Source organism: Qipengyuania rhodophyticola (genome assembly GCF_042493225.1).
GTDB lineage: Bacteria > Pseudomonadota > Alphaproteobacteria > Sphingomonadales > Sphingomonadaceae > Erythrobacter.
In genome coordinates, this window is sequence record NZ_CP170454.1 from 1,473,247 (window position 1) to 1,495,774 (window position 22,528).

Below are 22,528 nucleotides of genomic sequence, written 5' to 3' on the forward strand. Positions count from 1 at the left end.
GCCGAGCCACCTCGCGCCCTCCACCCCCCCCACCCGGATCGTACTCCAGTGTGATAATCCAGGTGTAAGGGTGGAGGGCGCGGGCGGCTGGGTCAATCGCTAATCAGACGCAGGCTCTACTACGCACAGCACAGCCTCGACTTGCACTTGCGCATCTTGCGCGGCGGAGAGTTCGGTCACGGTTCCATCAAACGGCGCGGTGAGCGCGTGTTCCATCTTCATTGCTTCGAGCACCATGAGCCGGTCGCCTGCTTTGACTGTTTGGCCCTCGCTTACATCCACCGCAATCACTTTGCCCGGCATGGGAGCGAGGATCGCGCCGTCGGCGGCTGAGGCGTGGCCTGTGCCGCGCTCACTAAGTGGTGCGATCGCATACCGATGCGACGCATTGCCGACCAAGCGGCTCCACCTTGGACTATGCTTGCTGTAGTCAACTTCGTCTGCACTGATGGCAGGAACGACTAGACGCACTTCGGCTGGTTCGTCGTATACGCGTAACCTTACCAGTCGATCTGGTTCAGAATTGAGGCGGAAGCCAAGCATCGAATTTAGCTGTGAAGTGTTGCTGACTCGGTAGTCACGAATGCCATTGGCATCGAGCAATGGATAACTTATTTGATCTCGCATTTGCTCCGATAGCAAGTTGAGTGCTGCAACAATTAACTCGCATTCGCTTTGCTCGACAGGGGCAGTGAGTTCATCATACTTTCGGGCAATCAGGCCGGTGTCGAGATTCGCCTCACGAAAATCATCGTCATGGATGCAACGAAGCAAGAAATGAACGTTGGTTTTGACTGGCCAGATTTCCACCCGGCAAAGAATGGTGCTCAATCGCCCAATCGCATCGCGACGAGAATTGCCTCTCGCAATCAGTTTTGCGATCATGGGGTCGTAGTGGGGTGAGATTTCGTCACCAACAGTAACGCCGCTTTCAATCCGGCCACGGAAGCCTAGGTCAAATTCGCTGAGCCGCCCCGTACTCGGCAGAAACCCCTTAGCTGGGTCTTCCGCATAAAGCCGGGCTTCAATCGCATGGCCGTTGATCGAGAGCTCTTCTTGTTTCAGCGGGATTGGCTCACCGCTTGCGACGCGCAATTGCCACTCCACCAAGTCCACGCCCGTGATCTCCTCCGTCACCGGGTGCTCGACCTGAAGCCGCGTGTTCATCTCCATAAAGAAAATGCGATCCGCGCGTAGGCCTTCTGAGGCATCGGCGATGAATTCAATCGTGCCAGCACCTTCGTAATCGACAGCTTTCGCGGCGCGCACTGCGGCGGCGCAGATTTCCTCGCGGGTCGCCTCGTCCATGCCGGGGGCGGGGGCTTCCTCAATCACCTTTTGGTGGCGGCGTTGCAGTGAACAATCGCGTTCGAACAGATGCACGACATTGCCATGGCTATCGCCGAAAACCTGCACTTCGATATGGCGGGGGGAGGTGATCCATTTTTCGAGCAGCACCTCGTCATTGCCAAAGCTGGCCTTTGCCTCGCGCCGGCAGCTTTCGAGGTCTGCCGCAAAGTCCTCAGCCCGCTCGACCTTGCGCATGCCCTTGCCGCCGCCGCCTGCAACGGCTTTGATCAGCACGGGATAGCCGATGGCCTCGGCCTCTTTGGTCAGGCGCTCGACCGATTGATCTTCGCCAAGATAGCCCGGGGTGACGGGCACGCCCGCATCCATCATCAGCTGCTTGGCGGCGTCTTTCAGGCCCATTGCGCGAATGCTGTCTGGTTTTGGCCCAACCCAGATCAGGCCTGCATCTAGCACTTCCTGCGCGAAATCCGCATTCTCAGAGAGAAAACCATAGCCCGGGTGAATTGCCTCAGCGCCCGTCTCTTTCGCTGCGGCGATGATCTTTTCACCGACCAGATAGCTCTCTGCAGCGGGTGATGGGCCGATATGCACCGCCTCATCGGCTTGGCGAACATGCAGCGCCTTTGCGTCCGCGTCAGAATAGACCGCGACGGTGGCGATATTCATTTCGCGCGCGGTGCGCATGATGCGGCAGGCGATCTCGCCCCGATTGGCGATGAGCAGCTTTGAAATCATAGGCGTGTCGCTACGCGCCCGTGGCGCGCTCCGCAAGCTGGCTCCGTGTCCAGCGCGGCATTTTTGCGGGCGGCGCTGGCTTGTTTACCAGCGCTTCCCAAAAGGCGGCCGCGACATGGCGCAGCTTGGCAGCTTTGCTCGTGTAGACGCGGTGGTCCCAAGCGGCTGTGCCCTTCGCGCGGACTTCGTGACCTATGGCGGTGTAAATGCGTGCAGCGGACAGGATGGCCCAGCGGCTGCGGAAGGGCAGGCGGGCCGCGCCGAGGCGCGCGGCGGCGGCGTGGTGATCCATCCTTGTGATGAGACGCTCTGCCATATCGGCAAGTTCCTGGCGGTGATGTGGTTTGGTATGTTGGCCCGGCTCGATATCCTCCTCGACCAGCCATTCCACCGGTAAGTAGCAGCGTCCTGCGGCGTCATCCTCGGTCAGATCGCGCGCGATATTGGCGAGTTGAAACGCAAGCCCTAAGTCGCATGCCCGGTCGAGCGTGTCTTCGTCCTCTGGGTCGACGCCCATCACTACCGCCATCATGACGCCAACTGCGCCCGCAACGTGATAGCAATAGCGCATCAGATCGCCCTCATTGCGCGGACGCCAATCCTCTGCGTCGAGATCGAAGCCCGCGATAACATCTTCTGCCATTTCCATGGTTAGGCCGGTTTCTTGCGCGACCAATCCAAACGCATCGAAGGCGACATCCGCAGTTGGAAATCCGTCCAGCGCGCGGCGGGTGAGGATGCGGATGGCGTCAATCCGGTCTTGCGCCGTGTCAGAGCTGCATCCCTCGACGCGCAACTCGCCGCCGTGATCCTGGCAATCGGCGATATCATCGCAGCGCCGGCACCAGGCATAGAGCAGCCAGACTTTCTCCCGTGTCGCTCGGTCAAACAGCCGAGATGCAGCGGAGAAACTCTTGGAGCCTTTCCGGATACTTGCATGCGCTTTCTGGACGAGCGCCGCACGGTGGCGCCCACCACCGGCGGATTGCGGAGTATTTCTGAATGTCCGAGCGGGAGTGATGGGCTTGTTCATTTTCTGGGTTGCCGAACCGCCCACGCCCTCCACCCTTCCACCCGGAGCCTACCGGGAGACAGTCCGGGTGGAAGGGTGGAGGGCATGGGCTGGCATGGCATAACAATAAGGATCAGAGATCGCTTGCCTTCATTTGGAAGATCGGCGTGTGTGGCTCATATGCGGCCATCCGGTCCAGCAGCGCGGGCAGCGTGTCTTCTGCCAGAATAATCCCCTGATGCGCGGGACGGACAAAGCCGACCTCTGCCATGTGGGCATTAAAGGCGATCAGATGGTCGTAAAACCCAAAGGCGTTGAGCAGGCCGACGGGCTTGGAGTGATAGCCAAGCTGAGCCCAGCTAACCGCTTCCCACAGCTCGTCCATCGTGCCGACACCGCCGGGAATGGTGATGAAGCCATCGGACAGATCGGTAAAACGCTGTTTTCGCTCATGCATGCCGGAAACGGTGTGAAGCTCGTTGCAATCGTGATTGGCGACTTCGGAATTGGCGAGCGCTTCGGGTATGATGCCGATCACCTCGCCGCCGCTATCGAGCGCACCCTTCGCAACCGCGCCCATCAGGCCAAGCCGCCCTCCGCCATAGACGACGCCGATGCCGCGCTGCGCCAGCGTTTGGCCGACGTCGCGCGCGAGTTCGATATAGCGTGGATCGTCCGGGGTGGCGGAGCCGCAATAGACAGCGAGACGTTTCATTCAGTCCGTCACTTTCAATTCGAATTGCGCGCCCTCGGGCAGGTCTTTGAGTTGCTGTGCCACCATCCCCGAGAATGCGACAACCTCCTCAAGTGGCAAAATGCACATATTTTCAGGAGCGTATTCGCCTGCAACCATGGCATGCGGCGTTAGAGTAAAAACCGAACCCTCTGGCGGTTCCCCCAGAATTTCGCGTGCGCGAGCGACCAAATCGCCGCCCCACCACAATTGGTTGGCCTCTGGCTCGTCGAGGTGAGCCTGTGCGTCTTCACGGCCGCCTAAAGGCACGATCGCCATCCCATCGGGATCGAGATAGAAAAACTGATCCTCGGCGTCGCTGATCAGCAAGTGGCCCATCGGGCTTTGCGCGCGGACTCTCTCGACTGTGATGCCGGTCCATCCCCAGTTCTCGTTGATCGTCTCGGCTAGACTCATTCCTCAGCCTCAACACCCAGATCTTCCAGCATGAGGCCAGCGGTCGCTTTCGCGCTGCCGACCACGCCGGGAATGCCTGCGCCGGGGTGTGTGCCTGCGCCGACGAGATAGAAATTTTCGATCACATCATCACGGTTGTGGCCGCGGAGGTAAGCGCTTTGCCACAGCACAGGCTCAAGGCTGAAGGCGCTGCCCATATGCGCGTTCAGATCCTGCGTGAAATCCTTGGGCGTATAGCTGAATTTGGTCACGATCCGTTCGTGAATATCCGGGATCAGACGGCGGCCAACCTCGTCCAGCACGCGTTTTTCCAATTGCGGCGCGACCTCATCCCAATCCAGCGGGAGCTTGCCCATATGCGCCACTGGCACCAGCGCATAGAAAGTGCTCATGCCCTCAGGCGCGACGCTGGGGTCGGTTACAGTCGGGTGATGCAGATAGATTGAGAAATCCTGCGGCAACACGCCGTTCTTGTAGATGTCATCGACCAGCCCCTTATAGCGCGGGCCGAACAGAATCATATGATGCGGGATGCCCGGCCATGTGCCCTCAACACCGAAATGGACGACGAACAGGCTGGGCGAAAAGCTCTTTTTCGCCAGTGACTTGGCATAATCCCCGCCGCGTTTTGAGCCGCTCAGCAAATCTTTGTAACTGTGCATGATATCGGCATTGCTGGCGACTGCGTCAAAGCGCTCTTTCCAACCTGAAGCAGTCTCGACCTCGCTCGCTTTGGTACCGATCGTGTGAACCTGCGTTACCGCATCGCCCACACGCATAGTGCCGCCAAGCCGCTCAAAATGTGTGACCATGCCCGCGATCAAGCGGTTTGTACCGCCCTTGGCCCACCACACGCCGCCGTCTTTCTCAAGCTTATGGATTAAGGCATAAATCGCGCTGGTTTTCATCGGGCTGCCGCCAACCAGAAGGGTGTGAAAACTGAAGGCCTGACGCAGCCTCTCGTCCTCGATATATTTGCTGACTATGGAATAGACGCTGCGCCACGCCTGTTTCTTTGCCAATGCCGGCGCTGCCTTCAGCATGCTTTTGAAATCGAGGAACGGCACATGGCCCAGCTTCACATAGCCTTCCTCGTAAACTCCTGCTGAGTATTCGAGGAATCGCTGATAGCCTGCCACGTCAGCTGGGTTCAGCTTGGCGATTTCGTCAAACAATTGGTCTTCGTCGTTTGAGTAATCGAAATTCGTCCCATCGGGCCAGTTCAGCCGATAAAACGGCATGACCTGCATCAGATCCACGTCCTTAGACATGTCGCTATCGGTCAGCTCCCAAAGCTCTCGCAGAGCCTCTGGCGCAGTAATAACGGTTGGTCCGGCATCGAACGTAAAGCCGTCCTGTTCCCAGTAATATCCGCGACCACCCGGCTTATCGCGTCCCTCGACTACGGTCGTGGTGATCCCGGCCGATTGCAGCCGGATAGCCAGCGCCATGCCGCCAAACCCCGCGCCAATGACGCAAGCAGTTTTGCCGGTCGGTGCTGGCGATCCGCCAGTGCGAGGGGATGCGGCGATATCTTTTTCAGGAGCGTTCATCAGGTTTTCCTTGGACCAATGGTGCGCCTTTGCCAAGCAGTGCGGCAAGGGCCTTGCCGAAAGCTACGGGTGGTCGTCCCACAAGGATGCGAACCTTGTCGAAAATTGTTGAGCGTCCCGCATAGAAGCGCTCAACAAGCGGCTCCCGCAGGCCATAAAACCGTTGGAATATGCGGTAGCGTTCATGAGGCCTAGCCGCATTGAACAAAGTCCGGCCCAATGCGCGGTAATAGCCCATGGAGCGCCAATGTTCGCGGGCCCGCACTTCAAACTTAGCGGCCAGCTCGGGTCCTGATAATTCGGCACTATCTGCGATAATAAGCGCGTTTTGGACTGCTGTGGGCAAGGTGTAGCTAGTAAGGGGATGAACGAAACCGCCCCGCGCGCCCGCTGCGACGACGCCCGCGATGCTCGTTTCGGCCTGATGGGCCGTAAAATCGCCGCCAGTGATGACCGGCAAAAGGCCTGACTCGCTGCCGATCGTGGTCCCCGCATCCCAGCCCATCTGGCGGCAATAGCCATCAATCCGAGCGGACAGCACGCTTTGATCAAGCTGCGGCGTGTCGGCATAATAGGTGTCTTCAACAAACACATCATGTGTGCCCAGCGGCAGTGTGTAGACAAAGCGAAACGCCCCGCCATTACCATGCGGGGCATGCTGATCGACCGCGCCATCCATGATGATCGGACGGTCCATACCATGCGGCCGGTCGAGGCGGATATGGCGACCCATAAAGACCTGCCACCCTCCATTGAGATGCGTGCTTGATGCAAATGGACGGCAGTCGATCACTGTGCGCGCTTCAATCCGCTCGCCGTCACTGAGTGTCACACCGCCTGCATCAAGCTGCTGCGCGCTGCGCCCGAGTAGTAGCGCGTCCTTGGGTAACGCCTGCGTTATGCCTTCATGAAAATCGCTGCTCTGCATAGAGCGATATCCGGCGCTGAGCGTGCGGCGGTGACGTGGGAATATGACGTCATAGCCCTTGTTCCACTCGTCTTGCTTTAGGGTGCTGAGAAGGTCATGCCCTTCAGCGGACAAATCACTTTCGAACCAGCTCCACCGGTGATTGCCACCGAGCGCGCCGCCGCTTTCAATTACCGCAATATGCAGTTCAGGATGCTTGCGATACAGCGCGAGCGCAATCAGTCCTCCAGCGAGGCCACCGCCAACAATTGCAACATCGGTCATGCGCCCATTCATAAAACTGTTGGTAGGGGTGCTTTTGTAGGCGAGCAATGGCTTTGCGACGTTGCCATCTCTATGAACAATCGGAACAGGGCGGGCGCAGAGCGGTTGTACCGCAAAGGAGAGGCGAGAGATAATTCCTATGAAAACTTCATATGGCCTGACATTTGCCCTTGGCGCTCTGTCGTTGACCGCTCCGTTGAATGCACAGGAAGGTCCGCCATCAGAGCCGCAAGGTGGCCCTCCACCAGGAGCGCAAGACAGCGCTCGCCAAGGGCCGCCACCTGGTGTCGCTACTGGTGACATTGTGTTCGATGATACCTGGATCACCTTGGGTGTCGGCGCAGGGCTCGTACCGAGCTATTCCGGCTCAGACGATTATGTGTTCTTCCCGCTGCCGCTGATTGTTGGGCGCGTGGGCGGTGTTGGGATCAGTCCAAATGGCCCCGGCCTCAATCTTGATCTCTTGTCACAGCCGCCCGCGTCTGGCCCGCCCGGTGCACGTTCTAGCGCGCCGAGCATATCGCTCGGCCCGTCCTTTCGGTTTCGCAATGACCGCGCAGACCAGATCGAGGATGAGGTCGTGCTCGCGGCAGGTGAGCTTGATACTGCCTTTGAGGTCGGCGTGAACGGCGGAGTGACTTTTCCGAGTGTTTTTGACCGCGCTGACCGGCTTAGCCTCTCCACCTCAGTGCGGTGGGACATTTTGGGCGCGCATGATGGCATGGTGATTGAGCCAAGTGTTGGCTATTTCAAACCGATAGGGTCTGGCACCGCGCTGCAATTAGCGGTGAGCGGGCAATTTATCGATGATAGTTTTGCCGATTATTACTATTCGGTCAGCCCGCAGCAAAGCGCGGATAGCGGCCTGCCTGAATTCACTGCTGACGGCGGACTTAACAGCCTTGGACTGACCGCGATCGGTACTTTCGATCTCGACGGCAATTTGCTCAATGGTGGCTGGAATGTCTACGCCATTGGCGGATACTCGCGCCTGGTCGGCGATGCCGCGGACACGCCTTACACAGCGATCCGAGGCAGCGCGGATCAGTTTTTCGGCGGTATCGGCGTAGGCTATACGTTTTAGGTTTCCGCAGCACCTGAGCGCTGCGGAAAACACACTCCCAAACTCAATCCTCGCTGTCGTCCTCGGCATCGGACGCGCTCGCGCCCTTGGCGCCATCAGCTAACGTTGGGCGCGGGCCGGGCATTTCAGCATCGCGGTCACCGGTCATCAGATAGGTGTCGAACCATTCCATCATCCGCAGGCTGTAGTCATAGCGGCTGCCCGCCTTGCGGTTGCCATGGCCTTCACCGGGATAGAACACCATCCGCACTGGCAAGTCAGGCTTGCGGATTTTGAGCGAGCGATAAAGCTCCAAGCTTTGACCCGGATCGACGCGCGTGTCGTCCTCGCCATGCATGATCAGGATCGGCGTGTTCGCCTTATCGACATGGAAGACAGGTGAGACTTCCATCATGCCCTGCCAATCATCCCATGGCCATTTCAGGCTATGCACATTGTACATCTCGTAAGGGATGTCGCCTGTCCCGAACTTGCTGACCTGGTTGGAAATGCCAACGAACATGACACTCGCGGCATATTCTTCTGACAGAGCGGTGGCGCCCCAGGCGCTGGCATACCCGCCATAGGAACCGCCGGTGATGCCCGTGCGATCACCGTCCGTAATACCGTCAGCAACCAGTGCACGCTTGGCATCGACGATGTCGTTAAATTCCTTGCCCGCATAATCGTTTTGGTGCGCTTTGGAAAAGGCAGTGCCATAGCCGGTTGAGCCGCGGTAGTTGGGCAGGAAGACAGCATAGCCTTTGCCAGCGGCCATTTGGCCTGGCTTGGAATAGGCCGTCACCCAGCCATTGCTTTCATGGGCCTCTGGGCCGCCATGGACATTCATGATGGTTGGTGCGCCGCCGCGCGGGGTTCCGCCCACTGGCTCGATCAGCACGCCCTCGACCTGTTGGCCGTCGCGCGCAGTGTAAGTGTAGGCCCGCTGCGCCCCAAAAGTGATGTCGGACAGCCATGGGTTGTGGCTCGTCCAGCGGTCAAACTGCCCATTGTTCCACACGAACAGTTCATTTGGGTGCGCGGGGCTATTCGCGGCAACCGCCAGCTTGCCGCCAGCGGCCTCGACGCGGGTCAGGATCAACTCGCCCGGATCGATCTCCTGCCCCAAGCTGCCATCGGAATTGTACAGGCGCAGCACGCTTTGCGCGCCGACATGCACAATCGCCGCGAGCTGACCATTGGCAAGCCATTCGGCATCGACTGCGGCCTCAGCAGCGCCCGCATTGAGCGCGCGGAAACTGCCCGTCGCGGTGTCAACGAGGTGCAGCGTTGTCGCGGCTGGGTCGTTCATGTCCACACCAGCAATGAGTGAGAGCTGACTACCGTCGGGCGAGATTTCTACGTCGTCAATCTTGCCAGGCGTCTCGACCACAACGCGCACATCGCCGCTGGCCAGATCGATAATGTTGACCCGTTTCTTGGTATAGCTGTCGTCGACCAGAGGCGTTGGTGCAGTATCGACAATGCCCATGCGGCCATCACGCGCTACGTCGAAGGCGGTGACAAAGCCGGGTAGGGTGATTTCACGCGGGTCCTCATCAACGCTCTCACCGATTGCGGCCGCGAATAGGCGGTTTGGCTTGAACTCTTCCTCGTAAACGCGTGAATTGAAACCAGCTTCTTTTTGCTTGGTACGCTGCTTATCTTCAGCGGCGGCCGCTAGCATGTAAATCGTCCGTCCGTCCGGTGCCCAGCGATAGGATTGCACATTGGCGCCGTCCACTTCGGCCAGTTTCTTATACGTGCCGCCGTCTACAGGTACGCCCCATACCGCGCGCTTTTCCTTCTCCTTGCTCCAGGCGAAGCTTACCATGCGGCCATCCGGAGAAAATGCGACGCCGCGCGGGCTCACATCCTCGGGTAGGAAAGCGCGATATGTGTCCGGCCCAGTCGCCACTTTCAGCTCCTGTGTGAAACCGCCATTCTCTTCGCCTTGTGTCACATCGGGCAAGCTGGAGGTCGTGAATGCCACGCGCGTGCCATCAGGAGAGACGGCCATTGTGCCAACGCTTTCCAGCTTGGCAACGTCCTCCGGCGTCATCGGGCGCGCAGTGGCGGTTGCAGCAATGGAGGCTGATGTGAGAAGTGTGGCGACGGTTAGCAGTCCGCGATTCATTAGAATATTTCCCCGTGTTGGCGATGTATTGCGCAGCTTCATAACAAGTGCGCGCTGCTTGGCAAATTGGAGTGGCGCAAGCGACCTTGCAATGGGTGCGATAAGGTGTGCTCTTGTGAATACAAGGCGAAACAGCCAAAACGACTCCCAAAGGGAGTCTCGATTTATGCATTTCAAAGCCTTGCTCGCCGCCACTGCAGCTGCGGTCGCTGCAGTTTCCGCTGTGCCAGCCACCGCTGAAACCATCGCAATCCGCGCTGGAAGTGTGATTGTGAACGCCGATAGCGAGCCGACCGGGCCGGCATTGATCGTGGTCGAGGACGGTAAGGTTGTGGCGGTTATGGAGGGTGCAGCTGAAGCGGTTGCAGACCGTGTTATCGACCTCTCCGACAAAACCGTTCTGCCGGGTCTGATCGATCTGCACACGCACCTCTCCGGCGATCCGAGCGGCGAATTTTGGCGCGCGGCGACAAACCCGCCCGAGTGGTACACGCTGATCGCGGCGAAGAATGCGCGGATCACTGCGCTCGCTGGGTTTACGACTGTTCGTGATCTCGGCTCGCGGACCGATCAGGTCACACAAAGCCTGCGCCGTGCGACCGAAAGCGGTGTTACGCCGGGGCCTCGCATTGTGACTTCAGCGCGCACAATCAGCATTGTGGGTGGGCATGGCGACACCAACGGATTCCATAAACATGTGAATGATGTGCTCGCATCTGGCTTTACCTGCACCGGCCCTCTCGAATGTGCTGAGCGCGTCCGGACAGCGTCGAAATATGGCGCGGACCTTATCAAGATTACCGCGACTGGCGGCGTGCTGTCGCAGCAAGGCCGCGGGTTAGAGGCGCATTTCACTGATGCGGAGATGAAGTCGATTGTCGACACCGCCGAGACCCTTGGCCTTAAGGTCGCAGCACACGCGCACGGCGCGCGCGGTATTGAGGCAGCGGCTCGTGCAGGCGTACACACGATTGAGCACGGCACGTATATCGATGAGGCGGCAGCCAAAGCGATGAACGCTAACGGCACGACGCTTGTGCCCACGCTGATGGCGTTTGAGGGGATCAAGAAGAACCTAGGTACTGGCTTCTACACGCCGGTGGTTGAGCAAAAGATCCAAGCCGTGAGCGAGTTTGCTGGGACGATTGTCGAGCGCGCCCTGCGCTATGACGTAAAAATCGCCTTCGGTACCGATGCGGGTGTGTTCCCGCATGGTGAGAACGCAGGCGAATTTGCTCTGATGGTGGCAGGCGGAATGAGCCCGCGCGAAGCTCTGGCCAGCGCAACTACTGGCGCAGCCGAAGTGCTGGGAATGGAAGATCAGCTGGGCCGGATCGCCCCTGGATATTCCGCAGACATCATCGCGGTTGATGGGAATCCACTGGCCGATGTAAGCGTGCTGGAAGATGTGGGTTTCGTGATGGTGCGTGGCAGGGTTATCGATTGAGCGATCGAGTGATCCAAGTCGCCGGTCGATTTGGTTCATATTCTCGTCGCGGCTTGCCTTGTTCCCAAGGCGAGGGGCGCATATTGCGCGCGGCGCAACACTATTCGGTATTAGGACTGACAACATGAAGCTCATCCGTGACGTATTTCTCTCGACCGCAGCGCTAACAATGGCTGCGACACCAGCTTGGGCTGATGGCCATGCCGAAACCCCCTCCGCTGACACTGCCCAGAGCGAGCGCGACAAGCTGTTTGCTTTGTTTGCTGATGCAGACGCGCGCCAGCTTGCGCTTAGCCCGCTTTCGCGGCTTTTTCGTGGTGACGACAAGGACGCTGATCGGCTGGGCGACTTTCTCACGGATGCGCAGTTTTTAGCAGGCCGGACCGACACGCAGCTAAACCTCGCGCTGCTGGCGCAGATTGATCGTGACGCGCTCAGCCCGACCGATCAGCTGGCCTATGACGTGTTCAAATATAATCAGGATCAGTCGATGCTTGGCTCGACGGATGAGATCCGCGCGCTCACTGAAGTGCGGCCGGTTAATCACTTTAGCGGGTTCCACACATTCTATCCCACTTTCGCGAGTGGGCAGGGCGCTGCGCCCTTCAAAACTATCGAGAACTATGAAGACAATCTGTCGCGGCATGATGACTATATCGCGCTGACTGAACGCGCGATTGCCAAATTCCGCGAAGGCATGGAAAGCGGCGTTGTCGAGACAAAGCTGACGATTGGTAATGTGATTGAGCAATTCAACACGCAGCTTGCACAGCCGCTTGAAGAGTCGCAATTTATGGGGCCGCTCAAGGTTTTTCCTGAGGATTTCTCGGACGAAGACAAGGCGCGCCTGACCGAAGCCTATACTGCCAAGACCCAAGAGATTTACGCCGCTCATGAGCGCATGCGCGATTTCCTGCGCGATGAATATCTCGCCGTGGCCCGCGAGGAAGTTGGCCTGAGCCAGATGAAGGGCGGCGATATCCTGTACAAGCAGTTGATCGAGAACTCGACCACGCTGCCGCTCACCGCTGATTATATTCACGAGCTCGGCGTTTCTGAAGTCGCGAGGGTAAAGGCGGCGCTCGATACGCTGAAAACTGAGGTTGGTTTTGAAGGCACGCTCAATGAGTTCTTCGACTATGTGCGCACTGACGCGCAGTTCAAGCCGGAAAGCCGAGAGGCGCTGACGCAGAGCTATTACGATATTGGCGAGGAAGTCGATAAGAAGATCGGCGAATATTTCTCGCTCCTGCCGAAATCAGAGCTGGTTATTAAACCCTATGATCCTGCGGTAGAACAATTCAGTGCGGGCGGGTCATATCAACCGGGAACTCCCGATGGCTCGCGCCCCGGCACGTTCTATTTCAACGCTTATGACCTGCCCAGCCGCCTGACGACCGGCAATATGACGCTTTACTTGCACGAGGGCGCGCCGGGGCATCACTTCCAGATCAGTCTCGCGCAGGAAAATGAGGCGCTTCCAGCGTTCATGCGCTTTGGCGGTACGACCGCATTTATCGAAGGCTGGGCGCTCTATGCCGAGACTCTAGGCTATGAGATGGGTTTCTTCGAGGACCCATGGAATCGTTATGGTACGCTGCAAGATGAGCAGCTGCGCGCGATGCGGCTGGTCGTCGATACGGGGCTGCATGCCAAGGGGTGGAGCCGTGAGAAGGCCATCGACTTTATGCTCGAAAATTCCGGCATGACGCGCACCGAAGTGGTCGCCGAGGTGGAGCGCTATATCGCGATCCCCAGTCAGGCGCTGGCTTATAAAATCGGCGCTTTGAAAATTCAGGAACTGCGCGCCAAGGCAGAGACTGAACTCGGCGATGGCTTCGATATCAAGGAATTCCACGCGCAAGTGCTGAACACAGGCGGACTGCCATTGCCCGTGCTTGAGGCAAAAATTGAACGCTGGATCGCGGCTGGGGGCAATTAACGCCCTTCGGCAGAGCGGCAAACGCAGCGAGACTAGCGCCGCGCTAAACTCTGTTGAATGAAGCTCAGAATGATGGCGTCGCGTTGCGGGTTCGCTTCACCTAGAACACCCTGCGCATGGGCGGGGATATGCGCGGCGGCATCGCCAGCATCCTCGCCAAACACATAATGATCGAACAGTGTGCGCCACGCTTGCCGTTCTGCCAAAGGGCGCTCACGAATGGCGAGCATCGCTAAGGCTAGCGCGGGCATTTGCTGCCTCTGCTTATGCGTGCCCCACCAGTAATTGACCAGCATATTGAACGCGCCATCCGCCTCTACATGGTGCCACCACAAGGGCGGGATAAACAGCGCATCACCAGGTGATAGCTCTACTTCAATGCGCTGCTCCCAAGCCTCTGCAAAACGCGGGAAACGCTCATGATCGGGGTTGGCAAAATCGACTAGGCTCGCTGGCGGACCGGCCATGTTGAACTCGAGCGGGCCGATATAGAGATTGGCGACCTGTTCTGGCGGGAACAATATGAAGCGCCGCGTGCCCGATATCGCGCAGGCAATATTGAGGTCAGGGTCGAAATGCGCCGCGACGCGTGAGCCATTGCCAATCCAAATACGCGGCTCAATCTCAGGCGGTAGCAGCGGCATCGGATTGTGCTGCGCGAGATCTGGCAAGCAGGACGATGCGGGCACGGAGCCTGCATAAAGCGCGAGATCACCGGACAGGTCTTGCCCATTTGCCATAGCCAGCAGTTTGTCGAGCATTTCGCTCAGCGCCACCTGGCGGCGTTGGAAGTTAAACCCGCGCATTTCCGGATCGTAGAAATGCCGCCCTTGCTGATCGGCGGGCGCTACGAAGCTCTCGACCGGTGAGCCGTTATATTTGCCTTTGAGGTAGTCTGCTAAGGCTTCCGGCGAACGCTCAGCCGCCTCAACCAGCGGCCAGTGTTTGACCAGCCCCCTAAACACCGCTGGCCGTCCTTGTTCCAGAAAATCGCGCTCAAAAGAAGTGCGATCAATCTGGGCGGGCTCAGCCAGTGGGTTGGGGATGTCCATTATGCGGTGAAGGGCCCTGAAATAAAGAGACAGATCAATCGGTAGATCGCCGTAAATGACCGGCGACACCGTTTCGGCCCACGCTCACATAGGTGAAGCCCTGCTCGCGCATGTCGTCTGGCCGATAGATATTGCGCAGATCAACCATGACCGGCGCTTTCGCCAGCTCTTTAACCCGCTTCATGTCGAGCGCACGGAACGCGTCCCACTCGGTCACGATCACGATAGCATCACTGCCCTCGATTGCGGCATAGGGGTCGTCCTTCATGACGACCTCTGGCATCATGGGCTTGGCGACTTCCATGCCCTCTGGGTCATAGGCCAAGACTTCAACGCCTGCATCGGTCAGCGTTTGCGCAACCGCGATTGCCGGAGAATCCCGCATATCATCGGTGTTGGGTTTGAATGTCAGGCCGAGCAGCGCAACCTGCTTGCCGCGTGCCTTCTCAGCGCCGCCCAGCGCGTCGATTACCTTGCGGCCCATCGCGCGTTTGCGGGTTTCGTTGGTTTTGACCACGGCGTCGACGATGCGGGTTGGGCTGTCATAATCCTCAGCCGTTTTGAGCAGCGCCAGCGTGTCTTTGGGGAAGCATGATCCGCCATAGCCCGGCCCTGCATGGAGGAATTTTGAGCCGATCCGATTATCGAGGCCAATGCCGCGACTGACATCTTGCACGTCCGCGCCAACTTTCTCGCACAGATCCGCGATCTCATTGATAAAGGTGATCTTGGTGGCAAGGAATGCGTTCGCCGCATATTTTATCAGCTCAGAAGTGCGGCGTTCAGTGAACAGAATGGGCGATTCGTTGAGGAAGAGCGGACGGTAAACCTCGCTCATGACGTCGCGGCCAAAGTCGTCGCCTGCGCCAATGACAATGCGGTCGGGGCGTTTGAAGTCGCCAATCGCGGCGCCCTCGCGCAGGAACTCCGGGTTCGAGACAACCGAGACACGGTGCTTAGTGCCGGTTTCTGCGATGATCCGCTCAACTTCGTCGCCTGTGCCAACGGGGACGGTGGACTTGGTCACGACCACGGCATCACCCACGAGGCTCTCGCCGACTTCTTTTGCTACGGCATAAACGAAGGACAGGTCGGCATGGCCATCGCCGCGCCGGCTGGGCGTACCAACCGCAATGAAGATAGCGTCTGCACCGGCAATGCCTTCGGGCAGGCTGGTGGTGAAGCTCAGGCGACCAGCTTTGACGTTATTGTCGACTAACTCGGCCAGGCCTGGCTCATAGATAGGCATGATGCCTTCATGGAGGCGATCAATCTTGGATTGGTCCTTGTCTATGCAGACAACGTCATGCCCAAAATCGGCAAAGCATGCGCCCGATACGAGGCCAACATAGCCTGAGCCTACCATTGCAATTTTCATTATTTGTCTTCCGTCTTCTCAATATGAATTTGGCCGTCTTTTTCGACCGCCTGAATAGTGCGCCGCGCGCTGCCCTCAAGTACGAGCGCGGTGAGTATCCCGGTTCGGAACGCCCCAGTGTCAATTCCTATACGCGTGCCGCAATCCTCAACGTCCTCAAAGATCGTATGGCCATGCACAATGACATGGCTGAGCGGTTCGGTGCTGCGCAAAAACCGCTCTCTGATCCACAGCAAATCCTTGCGGCGCTGGTCATCCAGCGGACGCGACGGGTCGATGCCAGCATGCGCAAAGACATAGTCGCCTGCGATAATCATCTCTTCAAAACTGGCCAGAAAATCGCGGTCAGCTTGCGGAACAATCTCGCCAATTTTGTCCTGTAGTTCCTCAAGCGTTAGCTCGCGGTACTCTTTCTTAGGAATACCGTAGCTCAGGATCGTCTCGCGCCCGCCATGCTTTACAAAGTGACGCAGCATTTCAAGATCGCTAAAACTCTCGAGGAACATTTCCTCGTGATTGCCTGCCAGAAAGCGCAAGCTTCGCTGCTCGCCCCATTCGCGCGCTTTGGCAATAACGCCCGCGCTGTCAGGCCCGCGGTCAACCAGATCTCCGAGGAGGACGACGGTTGTGTTGTACGCTGCGTTATCTGCCGCATCGGCATCAATCGCGTCAGCCAGCGCGGCAAAATGATCAAGGCACCCGTGAATATCGCCGATCACATAATAGCGCTCGCCCTCCGGGACGGCCGGAAGCGTCTGTTGTGCCCGCTCAGGGCGGAGGAGTTTCTTAATAGAGCTAAGCATAGGAACCGGGCACAAATGTGCTGCGCAGCCGCATAGGGTAGTGCGCGGGGACGAGCAACTGGCGATCTAAATAGGTGGTCGTTCGCAGTTGCACAATAGCCACTCTTTTGCTGTGCCATGTGAAGGTTTATTGAAATGGGGTTGCTAGTTGCGGCCCAATCAGGAAATAAGGACGGGCTTTCGCATGAGGATCCTAAACAATAATAAGGGCCCGGCGAAATCGCAGGTGGGACGAAGCACAAGCCATTTGGTGGAAACACTGATTGGCCAACCTCTATTGGAGAGTGTCATGCTGACGTCCTCACGCGGTCTTACCGCTACTATTGCTTTTGTTACCCTTTCTCTCTCAGCCCCTGCATTCGCGCAGGAAGAAGAAGAGGCAGGTCCTATCTCAGTTTCAGCCAATGTGACCCTGGCAAGCGAATATCGCTTCCGCGGCGTTGACTTGTCAGGCGGAGAGCTCGCCATTCAAGGCGGCTTCGACATTGCCCACGAATCGGGCATTTATGTCGGAACATGGGCATCCAACCTAGACGAAGACACCGTTGGTTTCGGCTCCACTGAGCTGGATATCTATGGCGGCTGGAGCGGCGATGTCGCTGAAGGCCTATCCGCCGATGTCGGCGTGATTTACTACCTCTACCCTGATGCAGCTGCTGCTGCGGGCGCGACTGACTATATCGAGTTCTATGGCTCGGTTAGTGGAGCTCTCGGCCCCGCCGAAGTTACCTTTGGCGCAGCTTATGCGCCGAGCCAGGATTCACTGGGCAATACCGATAACCTCTATCTCTACACAGATCTTGGTGTCGGCATCCCGGGTACGCCGGTCACCGTGACCGGACATCTGGGCGCTACTGACGGTTTCCTAACCTTCACCAATAGCGGTAGCGCGCTGGATTGGTCGATTGGCGCAGAAGTTCCGGTATACGGACCGCTGACACTGGGCGCCGCCTATGTCGGCGTCGAGGGCGATGCTCTGGTCGATCCGGGCAGCGTATTCACCGACGATGCATTTGTCGTGACGCTGAGCGCGTCCTTCTAGAGTCACAAATCTGAGGCTCTGCGTCTAATTTTGGCGCGGAGTATTCTGAGGCAAAGCCGCTGCCCGCCCCATAGACTGGGTGCAGGTGGCGGTTTTTTCTTGTCTGCCGTGCCTTCCAGTGAGACTAAACTTGTGAGTAGAGCGCGGCCCCGATCCTGACTGCGCCAATTCGATTGGAGATACCCATGGTCAAATATCTGCACAGCATGATCCGTGTGACGGATCCGGATGCGACGGTAGCCTTTTTCGACCTGATTGGACTCAAAGAAGTGCGCCGCTTTGATGTTGAGCAAGCGCGCTTTACACTGATTTTTCTTGCCGCACCGGGTCAAGAAGGTGTGGCTGAGGTTGAGCTCACCTATAACTGGCCACCCGAGGATGATAGCGAGCCCGAGAGCTATGATGGCGGGCGGAATTTTGGCCATCTCGCATACCGCGTCGAGAACATTTACGAGACGTGCCAGCGGCTTATGGATGCCGGTGTGACGATCAATCGCCCGCCGCGCGATGGACATATGGCTTTCGTCAAATCACCCGATGGGATCTCGGTTGAGCTGCTTCAGGAAGGCAATCTTGAACCGCAAGAACCCTGGGCCAGCATGGAAAACACCGGAAGCTGGTGAACGCGAGCCGCTAAGCGCGCGTAATACAGGCCTGGCTATAATTACGTATGAGTGAGGCTCGTTTACCTGCGGCCTCACTCACTTATTCATCAGTCGTCCTTATTGTCCAACTGCGCATCTTCCTCTGAATGCTCAGTAGAGAAGCGTAGCACCAGGTAGCCCATAACTGCGGAAATCGCTGAGCCTGTCAGAATGCCGATCTTGGCCTCATCAATCAGGAATTGATTGCCCTCAAAGGCGAGCAGGCCGATAAACAGCGACATTGTAAAGCCGATCCCGCACAGGATCGTAATGCCCCAGATCTCCTGCCAGCTGGCGTTTTCTGGGCGCTCTGCAAAGCCGCTCTTCTCCGCGATGAAGATCGCCGAGAAAATACCGACCTGTTTACCGACCACAAGACCTGCTGCGATTGCAACCGGCAGAGGATCAAGCAGATTGTTGATCGTCATCCCTTCGAACGAGACACCTGCATTGGCAAAGCCAAAGACCGGCACCACCAGATACGCACTCCACGGCGCGAGGCCATGCTCAAGTCGTTCGAGCATTGAATTGCCGTCCCGGCGCTGCATTGGGATGGTAAGAGCGGCGAGTACCCCGGCAATTGTCGCATGGACGCCGGTGTTCAGTACGCACCACCAGAGGACCAGTGCCAGAAGGATGTAAGGCCAGAACTGGCTCACATGCATCCGGTTGAGGATGACCATCAAAGCATAGACGGCAACCGATGCGCCAAGCCAGAACAGGAAGGAGTCGCCCACGGTGGTGTAGAAAAAGGCGATGACCAGTACCGCGCCAATATCGTCAACAATTGCGACGGTTAGCAGGAAAATCCGCAAAGAGCCCGGCACACGATTGCCCAGGATGCCGAGGACCCCCATTGCGAAGGCGATGTCAGTCGCCGCCGGGATCGCCCAACCGCGCGCATATTCGCCGCCGCCAGAGACAGCCATAAAGACCAATGCAGGCACGGCCATACCAGCAATAGCCGCGACCAAGGGCAGGCGCCGCGATTTGGCATCGGCCAATTGCCCGGCGATCAGCTCGCGTTTGACCTCAAGGCCGACCACGAAGAAGAACACCGCCATAAGGCCGTCATTCACGATATAATGGATCGAGCTCAGCTTGGCATGTGGGTACCAGTCAAACTTACCATTGATCAAAAGGTTATATTGCTCGGCAAAAATCGAGTTGGCAGCAAGCATCGCCCCGGCCGCAACGAGGATAAGTAATATGCCAGCCGACGCATCGCCCACAAAAAGGGCGCGAACGGGAGCAAAAAGGGAGCGGAATGGGGAGCTTTGTTGTGTCATGTTGGTTTTGCTCTCTTTATCAATACGCGCTGCGTTGCAAGGGGGCTGTTACTAGGTTAGGCTGCTTTTCAAGAAGGAGCTGGGGTTGGAGCTTTTCGGAACTGATGTGGGGACATGGCTCGCTTTTATCGAAAGCGAGCTGCTTTTGTTTGCGGCGGTGTTTTTTCTGATTGGTGCCGTGGACGAGATTGCCGTTGATTTTACCTACATCTATCTAAAGCTGACGGGCCGTATTCGTTCCGAACGATTGCCCGAAAATGACAGGCGGCAGGGCCAATTGCGCGGCATGGCCGCGGTGTTCATTCCCGCTTGGCGCGAATCGCAGGTGATCGGCCAGACCTTGAGCCACGCGCTCGATAAATGGCAACACACTAATCTGCGAATTTACGTAGGGTGTTATCGCAATGATCCTGCGACTTTGGATGCGGCGATGAAGGCTGTTCGCGGCGACGCGCGTGTGCGGATGGTTATTCATGACCGTGATGGCCCTACTTCCAAGCCCGATGTTCTGAACCGCTTGTATGATGCGCTGCGCGATGACGAGCAACGCAGCGGCGAGGCCGCGCGAATGGTGATCCTGCATGATGCAGAGGACATGGTCGACGCCAATGCGCTGAGCGCGCTGGACCGGGCGATTGATGACAACGAGTTTGTACAGCTACCCGTGATGCCTATGCCGCTGCGCGGGTCGCCCCTGATTGCGGGCCATTATTGCGATGAGTTTGCCGAGGCCCATGGCAAGATGATGGTTGTTCGCGATGCGGTAGGTGCGGGCATTCCCGGGGCCGGCGTTGGCTGCGCGATTGCCCGCGAGATGCTGGAGTGCGTTGCTGAACAGAACGGTGATGGCAAACCTTTCGCCGTCGATTCGCTTACCGAAGACTATGAGCTTGGCTTGCAAGTAAAGGCGCTTGGCGGGCGAGATCGGTTCTTGCGCCTGCGCGATGCCCAAGGGCAGCTGGTCGCAACACGAGCGTATTTCCCTTCAAGCGTAGAAACGGCGGTGCGCCAGAAGACGCGCTGGATCCAAGGTATTGCGCTGCAAGGCTGGGACCGGATTGGCTGGCAGGGCGGCCTCGCGCAAAAATGGATGCAGATGCGCGACCGGCGCGGACCGTTTGCGTCGATCTTGCTTGCAATGGCCTATGCGCTTGTCCTGCTGATTGGTTTTACGTGGGCGGCTGCGCAAATGGGACTGGTCAATTCTGTACCTTTGTCGCCGGTCGTCTCATCATTGCTCGCAGCTAATCTCATAGCGTTTTTCTGGCGGTTTGTGGCGCGCTGGGCATTCACCACACGCGAGCATGGGATTTGGCAAGGCTTGCTCTCCATCCCGCGCATGTTTGTCTCTAACTGGATCGCCATCTTGGCGGGACGCAGGGCTTTGTTCTCTTATGTGCGCAGTTTGCGTGGTGCGCCAACGCGCTGGGACAAAACAGAGCATGCCAATCATCCTGCGGCTACATCTTCTTCGCCCCCGGCCCTTGAGCTGGCCCGTGTGAGAGGAGCAGCCTGATGTTCCAGACACGCAAACGCGGCGCTCCGCTATTTGTCCTTGGCATGATACTGATCGGATGGGTGGGCATCCGCTTCACCTTTCTTAGCCTTACTGCATTTTCTGAAACACCCGCTTTGGCTACGCAAGATGAAGTGTTGCAGGCGAACGTATCGGGAGGAGATGTGGTCGGATCGGTTGCGGATGCATCAGGCTTGGCTGCGGGAGAAGCTGGCGGTTCAATACGTGCAGCGGCACCATTAGATGCTGATGAGGCACCCGGGCCAATAGCCAGAATAAACATGAATGAGGTGCGAGAGCGCGTGGTTGCACCTGTCTTGGATAGCCCCAAGCGCGAATTGTGGGTTAACCAGCCGATCGAAGCGCCATTATCTGACGAAGTCCAGCGGGTTGGCCAGTCCGATGACACATCGCCTGATGCACACACGACTGCCGCCTCACACAATCTGTTGTGGATGGCAGCTATGGCATATGTTCCTGTGCCCAAATCGATCCAGCGCCATCTGGATCAGGCCCAGGCAAGCGGCCCAGTACAGCGGATCAGCTTACAATCTGTGAGCAAGAAAGGCCTGCAGGCTGAGCCGCGAGCGAGCGGCCTTGCGCGTTTTAGTGTCGATAGCTGGTTGTTCTTGCGTCAAGATGGTGCTGCATTGAGCCCCGGCGGATTTACAGCGCCATCTTATGGACGCAGTCAGGCTGGCCTTGTCGCTCGCTATCGCTTGCACCCCTCATCGCGTTTTGCGCCCAATGCCTATGTGCGGGGAATACAAGCGCTGGCTGGACCCAAAGACCGTGATATAGCTCTTGGGCTCAGTGCTCGACCTTTTGCGAGACTTCCGCTGCGCGCGCATATTGAGGCGCGTGTGTCTGATCAAGCAGGCGGCACAGAAGTCCGCCCCGCAGCGTTTGTGACCAGTGGGCTGGAAAGGCGCGATCTGCCGCTTGGCACTCGGCTCAGCTTTTATGGCCAAGCTGGCTATGTCGGCGGCGATTTTTCTACCGGCTTTGTCGACGGCAGCCTCAAGATGACTCGCGAGGTCGTCAAGTTTGACCTCGGATCATTCAGCGCAGGAGGCGGTGTCTGGGGCGGGGCCCAAGAAGGCGCGGCTCGGCTTGACATCGGGCCTAGCGCCAATGTCGATCTGCGTTTGGGCGATGTGCCAGCGCGTCTTTCAGTGGATTACCGTGTGCGGGTTGCCGGTGATGCGCAGCCTGGATCTGGTGCCGCTGTGACACTGTCGACCGGTTTCTGATCGAATTCA

The 22,528-nt window shown here is 58.0% G+C and carries 18 protein-coding genes; 7 read left to right on the plus strand and 11 right to left on the minus strand.

What is annotated here, in order from left to right; translation table 11 throughout:
* Positions 1 to 99 precede the first annotated feature (99 nt).
* From ACFCXQ_RS06995 to crtY, 6 genes are all read right to left on the minus strand, one after another.
* A complete protein-coding gene (locus tag ACFCXQ_RS06995; protein WP_379554388.1) occupies positions 100 to 2,046 on the minus strand; it encodes an acetyl/propionyl/methylcrotonyl-CoA carboxylase subunit alpha in 1,947 nt (648 codons plus the stop codon).
* A gap of 10 nt (positions 2,047 to 2,056) precedes the next feature.
* Entirely contained in the window at positions 2,057 to 3,103 is a 1,047-nt protein-coding gene (locus ACFCXQ_RS07000) for a phytoene/squalene synthase family protein (protein WP_379554390.1), read from the minus strand.
* A gap of 88 nt (positions 3,104 to 3,191) precedes the next feature.
* On the minus strand, positions 3,192 to 3,773 hold the full coding sequence (locus ACFCXQ_RS07005; protein ID WP_379554391.1) for a TIGR00730 family Rossman fold protein: 582 nt from the start codon (positions 3,771 to 3,773) through the stop codon (positions 3,192 to 3,194).
* Complete coding sequence (locus tag ACFCXQ_RS07010) at positions 3,774 to 4,208, minus strand: hypothetical protein (RefSeq protein WP_379554393.1); 435 nt, start codon at positions 4,206 to 4,208, stop codon at positions 3,774 to 3,776.
* Entirely contained in the window at positions 4,205 to 5,761 is a 1,557-nt protein-coding gene (locus tag ACFCXQ_RS07015) for a phytoene desaturase (protein WP_379554395.1), read from the minus strand. Before ACFCXQ_RS07015 ends, ACFCXQ_RS07010 begins: the two co-directional genes overlap by 4 nt.
* Entirely contained in the window at positions 5,748 to 6,953 is a 1,206-nt protein-coding gene (gene crtY / locus ACFCXQ_RS07020; RefSeq protein WP_379554397.1) for a lycopene beta-cyclase CrtY, read from the minus strand. Before crtY ends, ACFCXQ_RS07015 begins: the two co-directional genes overlap by 14 nt.
* 139 nt (positions 6,954 to 7,092) lie before the next feature.
* On the opposite strand from crtY, the gene ACFCXQ_RS07025 reads away from it, so the two are divergent.
* Positions 7,093 to 8,037, plus strand: a complete 945-nt coding sequence (locus ACFCXQ_RS07025; protein WP_379554398.1) for a MipA/OmpV family protein — start codon at positions 7,093 to 7,095, stop codon at positions 8,035 to 8,037.
* Positions 8,038 to 8,080: 43 nt separating this feature from the next.
* Here the strand turns inward: ACFCXQ_RS07025 and ACFCXQ_RS07030 are convergent, their stop codons facing one another.
* Positions 8,081 to 10,153 carry a S9 family peptidase gene (locus ACFCXQ_RS07030; RefSeq protein ID WP_379554400.1) on the minus strand — a complete coding sequence of 691 codons (2,073 nt, stop codon included), beginning with the start codon at positions 10,151 to 10,153 and terminating at the stop codon, positions 8,081 to 8,083.
* Positions 10,154 to 10,319: 166 nt separating this feature from the next.
* Between ACFCXQ_RS07030 and ACFCXQ_RS07035 the strand changes: the two genes are divergently transcribed.
* Both ACFCXQ_RS07035 and ACFCXQ_RS07040 read left to right on the plus strand, forming a co-directional pair.
* Positions 10,320 to 11,600 carry a metal-dependent hydrolase family protein gene (locus ACFCXQ_RS07035; protein ID WP_379554402.1) on the plus strand — a complete coding sequence of 427 codons (1,281 nt, stop codon included), beginning with the start codon at positions 10,320 to 10,322 and terminating at the stop codon, positions 11,598 to 11,600.
* A 124-nt stretch (positions 11,601 to 11,724) separates the two neighbouring features.
* Positions 11,725 to 13,542 (plus strand): DUF885 domain-containing protein, encoded by a 1,818-nt coding sequence (locus ACFCXQ_RS07040; protein ID WP_379554404.1) that lies wholly within the window; start codon positions 11,725 to 11,727, stop codon positions 13,540 to 13,542.
* Positions 13,543 to 13,574: 32 nt separating this feature from the next.
* On the opposite strand, the gene ACFCXQ_RS07045 is transcribed toward ACFCXQ_RS07040, so the two are convergent.
* Genes ACFCXQ_RS07045 through ACFCXQ_RS07055 form a run of 3 tightly spaced genes read right to left on the minus strand, consistent with a single transcriptional unit; the run spans position 13,575 to position 16,775 of the window.
* Positions 13,575 to 14,594, minus strand: a complete 1,020-nt coding sequence (locus ACFCXQ_RS07045) for a cupin-like domain-containing protein (protein WP_379554406.1) — start codon at positions 14,592 to 14,594, stop codon at positions 13,575 to 13,577.
* A gap of 34 nt (positions 14,595 to 14,628) precedes the next feature.
* On the minus strand, positions 14,629 to 15,972 hold the full coding sequence (locus tag ACFCXQ_RS07050) for a UDP-glucose dehydrogenase family protein (protein WP_379554407.1): 1,344 nt from the start codon (positions 15,970 to 15,972) through the stop codon (positions 14,629 to 14,631).
* Positions 15,972 to 16,775, minus strand: coding sequence for a metallophosphoesterase (locus ACFCXQ_RS07055; RefSeq protein ID WP_379554409.1), 804 nt, complete (start codon positions 16,773 to 16,775; stop codon positions 15,972 to 15,974). Before ACFCXQ_RS07055 ends, ACFCXQ_RS07050 begins: the two co-directional genes overlap by 1 nt.
* A 289-nt stretch (positions 16,776 to 17,064) precedes the next feature.
* Here ACFCXQ_RS07055 and ACFCXQ_RS07060 point away from each other — a divergent pair, with 289 nt between their 5' ends.
* Together ACFCXQ_RS07060 and ACFCXQ_RS07065 are read left to right on the plus strand one after the other, a co-directional pair.
* Entirely contained in the window at positions 17,065 to 17,817 is a 753-nt protein-coding gene (locus ACFCXQ_RS07060; RefSeq protein WP_379554410.1) for a TorF family putative porin, read from the plus strand.
* 185 nt (positions 17,818 to 18,002) lie between these two features.
* Positions 18,003 to 18,440 (plus strand): VOC family protein, encoded by a 438-nt coding sequence (locus ACFCXQ_RS07065; RefSeq protein ID WP_379554412.1) that lies wholly within the window; start codon positions 18,003 to 18,005, stop codon positions 18,438 to 18,440.
* Between the two features lie 89 nt (positions 18,441 to 18,529).
* Here ACFCXQ_RS07065 and nhaA read toward each other — a convergent pair whose 3' ends face one another.
* A complete protein-coding gene (gene nhaA / locus ACFCXQ_RS07070; protein ID WP_379554414.1) occupies positions 18,530 to 19,750 on the minus strand; it encodes a Na+/H+ antiporter NhaA in 1,221 nt (406 codons plus the stop codon).
* 85 nt (positions 19,751 to 19,835) lie between these two features.
* Between nhaA and ACFCXQ_RS07075 the strand changes: the two genes are divergently transcribed.
* Both ACFCXQ_RS07075 and ACFCXQ_RS07080 read left to right on the plus strand, forming a co-directional pair.
* On the plus strand, positions 19,836 to 21,266 hold the full coding sequence (locus ACFCXQ_RS07075; protein ID WP_379554416.1) for a glycosyl transferase family protein: 1,431 nt from the start codon (positions 19,836 to 19,838) through the stop codon (positions 21,264 to 21,266).
* Positions 21,266 to 22,519 carry a hypothetical protein gene (locus ACFCXQ_RS07080; protein WP_379554418.1) on the plus strand — a complete coding sequence of 418 codons (1,254 nt, stop codon included), beginning with the start codon at positions 21,266 to 21,268 and terminating at the stop codon, positions 22,517 to 22,519. The genes ACFCXQ_RS07075 and ACFCXQ_RS07080 overlap by 1 nt, the downstream gene beginning before the upstream one ends.
* The last annotated feature ends 9 nt before the right edge of the window (positions 22,520 to 22,528 follow it).